The 10108-nt window shown below is 64.7% G+C and carries 6 protein-coding genes; 2 read left to right on the forward strand and 4 right to left on the reverse strand.

Going from position 1 to position 10108, the window contains the following annotated elements:
* Nucleotides 1-1661, reverse strand: a 1661-nt coding sequence (locus tag MJ797_RS24200) for an ATP-binding protein (protein WP_239341596.1), incomplete at its 3' end; no start/stop codon positions are given.
* 425 nt (nucleotides 1662-2086) lie between these two features.
* Between MJ797_RS24200 and MJ797_RS24205 the strand changes: the two genes are divergently transcribed.
* Both MJ797_RS24205 and MJ797_RS24210 read left to right on the forward strand, forming a co-directional pair.
* A complete protein-coding gene (locus MJ797_RS24205) occupies nucleotides 2087-2848 on the forward strand; it encodes a hypothetical protein (protein ID WP_239341598.1) in 762 nt (253 codons plus the stop codon).
* Nucleotides 2849-3390: 542 nt separating this feature from the next.
* Nucleotides 3391-4419: an FHA domain-containing protein gene (locus MJ797_RS24210; protein WP_239341600.1), complete on the forward strand. Its 1029-nt coding sequence runs from the start codon at nucleotides 3391-3393 to the stop codon at nucleotides 4417-4419.
* Nucleotides 4420-4437: 18 nt separating this feature from the next.
* Here MJ797_RS24210 and MJ797_RS24215 read toward each other — a convergent pair whose 3' ends face one another.
* The 3 genes from MJ797_RS24215 to MJ797_RS24225 all read right to left on the reverse strand — a co-directional run bounded on the left by MJ797_RS24215 (nucleotide 4438) and on the right by MJ797_RS24225 (nucleotide 9100).
* On the reverse strand, nucleotides 4438-6975 hold the full coding sequence (locus tag MJ797_RS24215; RefSeq protein WP_308128368.1) for a DUF4407 domain-containing protein: 2538 nt from the start codon (nucleotides 6973-6975) through the stop codon (nucleotides 4438-4440).
* Nucleotides 6957-8255 (reverse strand): FHA domain-containing protein, encoded by a 1299-nt coding sequence (locus tag MJ797_RS24220; protein ID WP_239341604.1) that lies wholly within the window; start codon nucleotides 8253-8255, stop codon nucleotides 6957-6959. Before MJ797_RS24220 ends, MJ797_RS24215 begins: the two co-directional genes overlap by 19 nt.
* A 656-nt stretch (nucleotides 8256-8911) precedes the next feature.
* Nucleotides 8912-9100 carry a hypothetical protein gene (locus MJ797_RS24225; RefSeq protein ID WP_239341605.1) on the reverse strand — a complete coding sequence of 63 codons (189 nt, stop codon included), beginning with the start codon at nucleotides 9098-9100 and terminating at the stop codon, nucleotides 8912-8914.
* Nucleotides 9101-10108 lie beyond the last annotated feature (1008 nt).

Below are 10108 nucleotides of genomic sequence, written 5' to 3' on the forward strand. Positions count from 1 at the left end.
GCGATCGTGCGGTGCGTGGCTCCGGCCCAGATCGCGGTCTGGACCGTCCACATCCGTCTCCGTTGAACGTGGCGGATGGCGGAGTCGGCTAGCGCGCCGGCCCCGGTCTTTTTCGCCCAGACATGTATCCACCAGCCAGGCGGGTCATCGGGGTGGGCGGTCGGCTCGTGCAGAGCCGCCTCGTACGCGTTGACCGCCGCCACACCGGCGGGGGTTCGCAGCGAACTCCGGTAGCACAGGATGCCCGCGGGGTCACACGTGAGTAGGAACCCGACGTCGGCAACCAGGTCGTCGAGCCTGCCGCAGGCGGCGGCGTGCTCCGGCAGGTTGCAGCGGGCGTACTCATCGATGCCCGACCAGGTCCGCTCGCCCGGGTCGCCAGGCGGAACAAAATACGTCGTGAGCCTACGGTGGGCGTCAATGAGAGCGCGATGGAGCCGCTCACTCGACCGGTCGTCGTGGGTGGTGTCCTCGTTCTCGAGACAGTCGTCGACATCGGTGTCCGGGGCTGGCCCGGGCTGGGGAACGAACAGGTCGCGAAGGCTCTGGTGCCGGATTCTGTACGTGTGGGGCATGGGCCTGGGCTTGGTGACCTTGAGGAATGCCCGCAGATCCTGGTCGAGCCAATTGGCGACGTCCTCGGCGTCGGCCTTGGCCCAGTCCGCGAGCTCGGCCGCCGTCGCCCGACGGCGCAGGGCCGCCAGCAGCGCGAGTGTGGGGCGGCGAACCCCGCGCCACAACGCCTCGTCATTATTCTCCCACCGTGTGACTTGCTGCATGTAGTGAGCGCGCAGTCCTCCAGGCAGACCCGAGACCTCGGCCGGGCTGAGCCGTTTCTCCCGGATGTCATCCAGAACGTACGTCAGGTACATCCAGCCGCCGTCGCAGGCACGCAGCAGGCTGTCCACGAAGCCTTCGGTCGACATATGATGCTGGCCGAGCACATCGACAAGGTCGTCGTCGGTGTCGGGGCCACCATCGAGGAGACGATGGAGGTAGCTCGCCATGTCTTGGCGGTTCGTGGCGCTGCGGATGTCGAGAATCAGTCGGTCGCTTCTGTCTAGATCGCCGAGTGGCGCGCCAAAACGGCTGGTCGCGACGATGAATACGCCGTCGGGCAGTCGTCGGGGAGCGGGCAGGCCAAGGGGGACGCCTGTGTCCATGCCGGGGGCGTCGGGACCGGCCTCGTCCAGAGCGTCGATGACAAGCACGATCGGCGGTCGCTTGTCGGGATGGATCTTGTCGCGGGCCCCCGCGGCCGCGCGGAGAACATCCCCAAGCCAGGCCGCTTTTTCCGCGCTCTTGGGAAACGTGTCGTGGGGAGTGAACTCCTCGGAGAGCTGCCATGCTCCAATCAGCTGGGCGGCCAGGCTTTTTCGTGCCTGCTCCGGTATTCTGCTGCCGCCACCCTGCCCGGTAAAATGAAAAGCGCATTTGCGCTGCCAGACCAGTCTAGCGGCCAACGCGCTCTTGCCGACCCCGGCCGCTCCCACCACGACCAGGTAGCCGCGTTTGCGTTCGTCGATGAACCGGTCGATCTGGCGGATCAGCTCGGTCCGGCCCTCGAAACGGCCGACATTCAACTCGTCGGCGAGCTCGGTCGGATAGAAAATCGCCTCGTTTACCCGCTCGAATGTTCCGGAAATGACCTTGATGGTCACTGGGCCGTCGATGTGCACGTCTCGGCCCGCGGCGCCGGGACCAACGACCCACTGCCGCGCGGTCATGCGGACGAGGACGAAGGGCCTGCACCGCTTCGTCGGCTGGTGGCTTCGCCCTGGTCGATCAGGATATCTGACACGGCACCGAGGATGGAGCCGGCTTCCGTATACCTCGCGCTACCACGGCAATTCATCACATCATCACATCCTCCGTGCGATCGCGTCCGCACCGGACGGTCAGTGTACACAGGGCTTTCCGCTCGACTGTTTCGTCTGACCGAATGACGGTCGACTGAGCGGTAACGCCAACGTTCTGGTTGTCTGGCCCCCAGTGCTAGAATCAGGTCGATATCGACGGGGCGGGACTGTGCCGGCTGTCGCCGCGCGGCCGGGGCCAACAGCCGGCGGTGAAGGGTGATACGGGGATGCCGGGAAGACTGGGACATGCGGAGATACTTGTTGACCATCCTGGCGTGGGCATGAAGTTTCGGAGCCAGCTGGCCGCTGGAACAACCGTCATCAGCGGCGCGGAGTTCGACTCCGCCAGAATGTGCCCGGCTCCGGCCACACTTGTGGAACTGCCGATGGTCAGCTCGTGTTGCGAACGCCTGCTCGTCAGGCTTGCGTTGAAGATCATCCAGGCTGATGGTGGCCCGCTGGTCCTGAACACAGGAAATGCCCGATGGGACCGGCAACGGTGGGAGTCGCCGGAGCCACACTCCTCCACCCAGCTTCCCAGGCGTGGAAACGCTGAGATTGGGCGTCTGATCACCTTCTGGCCACGGGGGTCCCGCGACTGCTGGCGGGTCGCGGTCGTCAATCCAGCCGGGGTGGTACCCGGCAGTCAGGACGCGAGAGAGCTGACCGAGCCGGGGGAGCGCACGATGAAGGTCACGCACGCCCAGCTAGTCGCGGTACTCGACCGTTTCGGGGACTTCCTGGCCTTTCCAGCGCACAGGTCGCCTGTGCAGCGTCACGACGCCGACGACGCCGAGCACTTCGACAGTCTCGCGAACAAGGCGGAGAGCCACGGTTTCGTAACGGACGATGATATGTCCACGAGCCTGGGTCTGGTTGCCTTCCTGCTCCGAACCGGATCGGTCAGGTACGAACAGGTGGTGGCCGCTGCGGTGAACGGCCAACGGACTCGGGTGGACCTGCCAAGCCCTCTCCCCGGCCAGGCGTGAGCGTGCGGAACGTCAGGGCCGAGCATGCGATGGCCGAGCGCTGGGCGGCTGTTCATCGCGCACGCATGAAGCGCAATCATGCGAAGGCAGCGCCATCGAAAGAAAATCGGATACGCTGCTTCCCCGTCGAGCAAAGAACTTTCGGGCAACGTGCGGACCCGCGCGAATCTTGGTATCGTCTGTCCTGACGATCGGGGCTGCCGATGCGGAGCGGGTCGCGAGACGATGGCGGATGGTCACGAACCGTACGCGGGTATTTCGACGACCGGATTGGCGACCCATCTGACGTACTGCTTCGATACTATGCCGGGGATGGCAGCCGGTCAGCCGCTACGCTCATGGGCCTGAGACCGGTGGGACCAGCGGCGGGTCCGGCGGCGCGGACAGTGGATCTAGCGCCGGCGGGACGCACGGCCGCGATAATCGTCGCCGTCGAGCGGTGCCCTATACTGTCTGCGCCGGTCGTCGCCTCCGCCACGACGAAAGCTCTCGGGTTTGCGCGCTGGCTGCGGTCACGGGGCGTACCCGACGCTGACATTCACATGCTGGGTGGTCGAGCGGGCACGACCGAGGACGTCGCGCTGGACGACGGGGGAGCGGCGCCTCGGTTTCGACCGGCGTGCCGTGACGAGTTCCACGCGACAGTTGACGCTCTTCGCCGGACAGACCATGTCGACACGCTGTGGGTGTTCTGGTGCGGCCCCGGGGCGTTGGACTCGGTGTCGTTGGACCAGCGGCTTTTCTACGCCGATGCCGAGGATGGGAACGAGCGCAATCTCGACCTCGACGACCTGATGAACAGCGGCCGGACGACGTTCTTTCCAGCGCTCCGCCACCTGTTCGTCGCCGTCGACCTGCATGAAGGCGCGCTCGGACCAGGCGGCGAGTCCGCGTCATGTTCCCCCCGCCCCCCGCCGACCGACACGTTTGGCAAGGGCCGGCTCGATCGCGGGCGCACGATCGCCTCGCTCGTCGCGGTCGCGCTTGAGAAGGCCGCCGCCGCAACGATCGGGCACGATCATCCATCCTCCACGAACTTTGTCGAAATCCTGCTGGATGTCCTGGGTCGACAGTCGGCCGGGGAGTCCACCAGCTGGCCGGCTGTGCGTGGTGCCGTTCTGGACAGGTTAGCGCGGGACCCAGGCACCTCTGCCCAGACCCGGCTGTTCTTCCGCGATCCCGGCAACCCGCGCGAACGCCAGCTGCTGCTCAGAGATGCCGCGAGTGCCAGCGGCCCGGACGTTCCGGCGTTGTGGCTCGTGCCCGACTGCGACGAGGGACTGCCGGCCGTGTCCCTGCCCGCCGAAGGAGGCCTGCTCAGCCGTCGCCTGATCACCGGAGAGGCTGGGTACATAGCGGTCGTACCCATGGGGGACGTCTCCGCTCCGCACTGCAGGATTACACCGCTGAGTGATACTACATGGCTGGTCCGAGACAGCAGCTCGTTGAACGGAACTTTTGTCAACGACCGGCCCGTCCGCACCGCTGTCGTTACCAGCGGCGACATTCTTCGGTTAGGGCCACAGGTATGCTTTCGTCTCAGATCTGTTCTGTTGGATGCGAAGCGCTGAAACAAGATATTTACCTTCTTACTCGTTTACGGTCGATGGCGATGCCAGGCGCGCCGCGGGTGGCACGAAAATGGTGTCGTCAAATCCGCCGAAGGCGCCGACCATGATTTCATCGCGTGTCTTAACGATATTCGTGACCTCGGTGTAGATGGCGCCGATGCGATCCCTGGCTTTTTCCAGGACCTTCTCCACCTGGGTGCCCCTCAGGCGGTTGTCTGGCTCGTAGGACATGAGCTCGCCGACCAAGACGGCCAGTGAACGCGGAACACCGGGGACAGCGGAATCCAGCGACTCCGCCACTCCCCCCCGCTTCTCGTAGGCCTCGACCTCGGCTTCCGCGCCGAGGCCGTCGGCGGCAAAGGCCTGCTGCCCGGTGACCAGCCAGTAGATGATACCGCCGAGCGCGTAGAGATCGGAGCGTGGATCGGGCGGCTCGTTCCGGCGCTGCTCCGGCGCCCGCCACCTTTCGGTTCCGGTAACCGCGAGGTCGAGCTGGCTCGTGACGACGGTCCACAGCTTGGAGACGCCCCAGTCAATCACCCGGATCTTGAGATCGATGAAGTCCGGGAGTCCCTGACGGCGGACGACATGCTTGCTCTCGACGACCACATTCGCTGGCTTCAGGTCGGCGTGGGCACGCCGGGGCTGGCTCGCCAGCGCCTCCAGGATATGGTCCGCCGCCAGCAGCACCTGGCGCAGCGGGCGCTTTGGCGAGGAGTGCTGCATGTACCAGCGCAGGCTCCCCAGCTCGTAGTACGGCATGACCATCCAGAGCAGGTCACCTTCATCGGCCTTGCCCAGAATGCTGACAACGTGGGTGTTGGCGGTAATCGCCATGTCCGCTTCGGCGCGGGCCCGCAGTTCACGATCTTGCGGGTTGTCGGTGACCAGCGTGGTCTTTGCGACGAGATTGCCCGGGTACTGGCCTCGGATGTCGCGTGCCTGCCAGACGAACGTCCTCCTGCCGGTGGCCTTCTCACCCTTGGGCAGCCCCAGCCTGACCAGCTGCCATCTGCCGCCGAGAATGTCACCGGGGGCCAAGTCGGGTCGGGGCGCCTTGGCCCCCGGTGGTGGCGGTCCCGGCGGATGCGACCGCGGTGGAGGCGGGGGTTGGGAGTTAGGCTGAGGCTGCGGCGGCACAAACGTGGACACCCACGGCAGGCCCTGCATAGACTTCTCGTGGGCGGCGCGAGCCTGGGCGGTGCGAAGCTCGAAATTGAGCTTGGTCACGTACAGATGGTAGGCGGCCTCGCCGGCCATCTGTTCCATTTTCTGCTGGTGCTCGTAGACGTTTTTCGCCGCCGCGCGTTCGGCCTCGTCCGCCAGCCGCCGCCGTTCGGCCTCCCGGTCGTAGAAGGCCGCCTGGTAGTGAACTTGACTGTCAGCCTCCTGACGTTCGGCTCGCCTGGCATCGGATCGGTCGTCGAACGCTAGGACGCGCATCCTCTTGTTCTTGGAGCCGGTGACGGTCTGGCGGCCTATTTCCCGAGCCGCCACCAGCCTCTGCCGCGCATCGTCTGCGGTCGCCATATCGTAGGCGGAGTGGCGGCTGGACAGCTTGACCAGTAGTACGGCGACATCAATCACGAGGAACAGCACGGTGATCAGAAGGTAGCGCACGAGCGCCGACTTGCTGTGAGCCAGCACATGCCACAGAGCCGTCTCCTGGTTCAGGAGACCGTCCGGCGCTCGTGCCGGGTGGGCGTGGGAGTTTTCGATCTCCGTTTCCGCCTGGTTGTTTATTGTCACCTTCTGGGCGTTCAGGTCGTTCGTCGCCTTGGTCAACTCATTCTGCCTGCTCTGCTGGTGGTTCTCCGCAATGGCGAGTTGACCCTGGAGATCTTTGCACTGTGGCCCGCAACCTGGCCCGTCGCCGACCCCGTTTCCCTCCTGCTCCTCCCTGATCTGATTCCGAAGAGTGGCGACACGGTCATTCGCGTCATTGAGCTGCTTTTGGTCGATATCTACGATTTCTTGATATTTCTTGATATTTTCTGCAGCCTGGCCTCGAATGTTTTGCTCGATGGCCCCCTGGCGGGATGTGGAGATCGACCGTAGCTGGTCGGCTATTTCGGTCTCGAACAACTTGAGGGTAAGGGGGTGAGTGACCACGATCGCAGTGAGTATTGCGATCAGTATTCTTATTACGTAACTGGTAGGTTTGGTCCTGCCGAGCGCCGGCTGGTCCGAGTCGTCAAGATTCGTCAGATCCACCGGTACATGCGCCAGCAGCATGCGGTCATAGAGCATGACAGCCAGCGCGACGAGTGCTCCTAGCACGACCCAGGGCCAGAACCCGCCGTGGGTGGCAATCATCAGGAATACCGTGAAACCCGTGGTCGCGAGGACCCCGTAGAGCAGCATCGCGACGGCAGCGGTGAGGTACCGATCGCGGTCGACGGTGCTCGTGACGAACGCGGGCTCTATGCCCGCCATCCGTAGCAGCAGCGACTGGACAGGCCCGGCGGATACCGAGACACCGGCCACATCGGGCGCCACCGGATGGTCAATGCTGGGGGCTGGAGGTGCGCTTGGCGTCACGCGTCGGAAGCCCATTGGGTCTGCATTGCTTCTGGGCCGTCGCTTCCCACGACAAACAGCAGGCGTATGGTCTTTCCAAGTTTGATCTTGTCGTAGCTGCGCAGCGGGTAGGCGGTATCGGTGTCCAGCCTCCTGCCGTTGACGAACGTTCCGTTACTCGAGCCGAGATCGTGGATCATCCATCCCTGTGGCCTCGGCTCGATGCGGAAATGGGCTGCGGAGACGCCTGGCGAGGAAATCGTCACGTCGGCGTGCTCGCTGCGCCCGACCACACCGCCGGCAGCCGGGAGGGAACCGACCGCCGCCAACACTTTGTCGATGGCCAGCGGAGCGTTCAGGTCGTACAGCCACACGGCGGGAACCACCGGACGGCTGCGTCGACGCCGCGACCTGTCGGCGGGAAGCAGGTCGGCGTGACGCACGGCAGGGTCATCGTGGTCCTCGATGAACGACAACTCTTCGCCTACGGGCAGCTCCGGCTTGTAGGCGGACGCTCGGCGCGGAGCGTCGAGCCGGCCAGACCGTTGGTTGGTGGAGTCCGACTCGTCCGCTGCGCGACTGCGGGCGTCGTCGCTGTCGCGCTCCTCCCGCTCCGTGCGGGCAACGGGCTGCACGGTCAGTCGGGCTTCGAATGCCTGCAGCGTGCGCAGCGCCTGCTGGCGGGCTCTCTCCTCACGTATCGACGCATCCTGTTCGACAGCCGTGACGTCGTCGAAATCACCGCCCAGAGTTCGTCCGGCCAGGGGCCCCCAAGGCGACGAATCGGTGTGGGCTGCTGTCGGCGCGGGCGTCAGCCACTCACCGTCACGGCGATCAGGGTAGAGGGCATCCCTGCTCGACGACCCTGGTTCGGGCGCTTTATCCAGCCGGACATCTGGTATCTGGGGCCCGGGGTCATCGAATGACCAGCTGTTCTCGGCCTCGATCAACCACAGTTGGCTGTCCGACACAGCGTTTCCTGCGGACAGCACGCGGACCAGCGGTCGCCCGCCACTCTCCCTGGCGCGGATCGCGACGTCGTCCGGGATGTCTATCTGGACAAGGCGAGGAGCCATCAGCAGCGCGCCATGCCCGCCGAGCAGGGCAGCGGTGGTCGGAGACAACAGCAGCACCATTGACGACGGCTGGCGCCGAGCCCGCAGGACGGATCGTTTCGCCAGCTCCGCCATGCCTCGGGAAACCGCCATGCGTACGGCCTCTGGCCTGGTTGGGTCCGTGATGTCGACCTCGACCGCGCGGCCAAGCCGGGCGGCCGTACTCCGGCGGGACTGACCCAGTTCCAAACGCCGATTCACCGGCAACTCGCCAAACCCGGTATTGCGCGACCGTGACTGCCGCGATGGGGATGAACGTCGTTGTAGCCAGATCCACGCCATCCACAGCGCCGCTACGGCCACGAGCGCCATTACGAGGATGACAGCCGTGGCGACGCTATCTGTCGACACGACCGAGCCCGGCGTTTGCCCGGGGGCAGATGCACGCCGCGAGATGTTCCATGCTCGCTCCTCTTATCTTTCCCGTCAAAATACACGGAGGGTTATTCAGAACTTCCCGATAAAGATCAATTACAGCGCCCCGACCTGGGTCGATACATGATCTATATTGCTTGTGCTGGCAGTTCTGAATAAGCCTTACGCTCGAGGCCGGTGGCGGCCAGGCAGGCGTAAACCGCACGCAGGTCACGCCGATCACGTTTCGGCCGACGTTTTGTCGCGAAGCACGCATCGCTCGCGCGATTTCCCGCTGCCGAGCATAGACACGGCCAGCGCCATCAAGGCGTCGACCCAGAGCCTCCAGTACTGCCCGCTTCGGTCCCGACGTCCCCGTCAATCGTCACGTCCTCGCGGCCCGCGACTGCTCCCGATCCGACATTCCATCCCGTGTCCTGAGGCAGCGCGGGCGGAGGTTGGCGCGTCGGCGCCCACCCGGGTCGAAACTCCGCCTTTGATCCTCAATGTCCAGCCGGCGACGACCGAACCCGGACCCAGTACGACCCTGTCCGTCGCCGGGGCGCTTCCGCCGACGCCATCCATCCCGCGAGCACCACTGAGATGAGGACCACGACCGTGGCCGCCGCGATCCACGGCCATCCCGCGTCCAGTTCACCGAGCAGCACCCCAGACACTGTGGACAGCAGCACGCCCACACCCGTGCCTCATGCCGCGCCACGTCCGCTCATCGCACCCCCGACCGGTGGTAATGCCCTTCGCCCTGTCCCACGCCAGAACACTCGCGCGGCTCCTCGTGTGACTGGTGATGAACTTGGTAGAGTGTACCCGTCGGCGCGTCGATCGGAGCGCGCCATGCGCTCATAAACAGGTTTAGAGCGGGACACCAACCCGACGTCTTGGCGTCGACGTTACGGACACGGGCGCGCGGGAAAAGAAATGTTACATCGTCGCCTGGGCGGATAGCGATTGCTTGAGGTGGTCTCCAGCGGTCAGTGCACAGCCCGGGCGGTATCAACTGGTGGAGGCGCCACCCGACGTCGTAGCTGTTCAGCAGGGGGCACAGCTCAAACATCCAGGTCAGAGCATTGATCGCCACCGTCCGACATGTCGGAATTCATGCTATAGATGGCCATTATTCATCAGAATGATGAATATTTTTGGCGTTCCGGCATCAGATGATCATGCCGCTGAGCTGGAGGTTTGTCGGCGACCCCCCTGCTGAACAGCTACCCGACGTCAGCCTCGTGCTGGGATCCTCAGCAGGGGGTTCGAATCGAGCTGGTGGGGCAGGCGAGGAGCCTGCCCGATTGTGATCAAGCTTGCCGGGCCACCTGCTCCCAGCACCACCCGCATGGTGCTGGGATCCACGAGGCTCTGGCGCGAGACAAACACTCGGATGATGCACTGACCGCTAGAAACCGCCCCCTGATTTCGCCAGCATGCTCCGCCGATATGTCGAGCCGTCCAACCTTGCGCAGATCATCATAGTGATCATGGACAGACCGGTCTGATCTCTGCATACAGGCCCGATCCAACACCACCAGTTGATCATGCGGTCGCGGTAGGAAACACCCCGGCTGGACTGCACTCGACGGCCGCCGCGTCGTCGCCGACGCTGGGCGGTACAGGCGGTTAGGGCTCGCGTAAAAATTACCCCCGGCTGTTCGGGCGTGTCGCGTCCTGGTCCGGCATGGCCT

Source organism: Protofrankia sp. CiP3, assembly GCF_917627345.1.
GTDB lineage: Bacteria > Actinomycetota > Actinomycetes > Frankiales > Frankiaceae > Protofrankia.

What these genes read in the sequence shown, in the direction of transcription:
- MJ797_RS24205 (WP_239341598.1), top strand. Translation starts at nt 2,087, where the DNA reads ATGCCGGGAAGACTGGGACATGCGGAGATACTTGTTGACCATCCTGGC.
- MJ797_RS24215 (WP_308128368.1), bottom strand. Translation starts at nt 6,975, where the DNA reads ATGGGCTTCCGACGCGTGACGCCAAGCGCACCTCCAGCCCCCAGCATT.
- MJ797_RS24210 (WP_239341600.1), top strand. Translation starts at nt 3,391, where the DNA reads ATGCTGGGTGGTCGAGCGGGCACGACCGAGGACGTCGCGCTGGACGAC.